Annotated in this window: 1 protein-coding gene; it reads left to right on the plus strand. The window is 68.0% G+C overall.

All coding sequences use genetic code 11. From position 1 onward, the window contains the following. Positions 1-1,179: IS110 family RNA-guided transposase (locus ACYVD1_RS34710; protein ID WP_460778716.1), on the plus strand; the 1,179-nt coding region annotated here is incomplete at its 5' end. Positions 1,180-1,214: the final 35 nt, after the last annotated feature.

Raw genomic sequence — 1,214 nt, forward strand, 5'->3', positions numbered from 1 at the left:
CTAGACGTGGGCAAGAGCGCCCACCACGGCCACGGACTCACCCCCGCCGGCAAGAAGGTCTTCGACAAAGCACTGCCCAACAGCGAACCCAAGATGCGGGCCGTGCTCGACAAGCTCAAAGCCAAGTTCGGCACCGTGCTGGTGGTCGTGGACCAGCCCGCCTCGATCGGGGCTTTGCCCCTGACCGTAGCCCGCGATACCGGCTGCGAGGTGGCCTACCTGCCCGGGCTGTCCATGCGCCGCATCGCCGACCTCTACCCCGGCGAGGCCAAGACCGACGCCAAGGACGCCGCCGTCATCGCCGAGACCGCGCGCACCATGGCCCACACCCTGCGCTCGTTGGAGGTCGGCGATGACATCTGCGCCGAGCTGACCGTCCTGGTCGGCTTCGACCAGGACCTGGCCGGCGAGGCCACTCGCACCTCCAACCGCATCCGCGGCCTACTCACCCAGTTCCACCCCGCCCTGGAACGCGTACTGGGACCACGCCTGGACCATCCGGCCGTGACTTTCCTGTTGGAGCGCTACGGGACCCCGGCGGCCCTGCGCAAGGCCGGACGGTCCCGCCTGGTCACACTCTTGCGGCCCAAAGCACCGCGCATGGCCGCCCGCCTGGTCGATGACGTCTTCGAGGCGTTGGACGAGCAGACCGTCGTGGTGCCCGGTACCGACACCTTGCACCTGGTGGTGCCCTCCCTGGCCCGGTCTCTGACCGCGGTACACACCCAGCGGCGCCGTCTGCAAGAGCAGATCAGTGAGTTGTTGGAGGCCCACCCTCTTTCGCCGGTCCTGACCTCGATGCCCGGGGTCGGGGTCAGGACCGCCGCCGTGCTGCTGGTGACCGTCGGGGACGGCACCGACTTCCCGAGCGCTGCTCATCTGGCGTCCTACGCCGGCCTGGCTCCGGCCACCAAGAGCTCGGGCACCTCCATCCACGGCGAACATGCCCCGCGGACGGGGAATCGGCAGCTCAAACGCGCCATGTTCCTGTCGGCATTCGCCTGCATGAACGCCGATCCCGCCTCCCGGGCCTACTACGACAAGCAACGAAGCCGCGGCAAGACCCACACCCAGGCGCTACTGCGCTTGGCCCGCCAACGCATCAATGTGCTGTTCGCGATGCTGCGGGACGGGACCTTCTACCAATCACGCACGCCAGCGGTCGATCTGGCCGCGTGAAGGGCTTGACGAAAAACATAGAGGCACCCTTTCCC

It is taken from the genome of Nocardiopsis nanhaiensis (genome assembly GCF_054778635.1).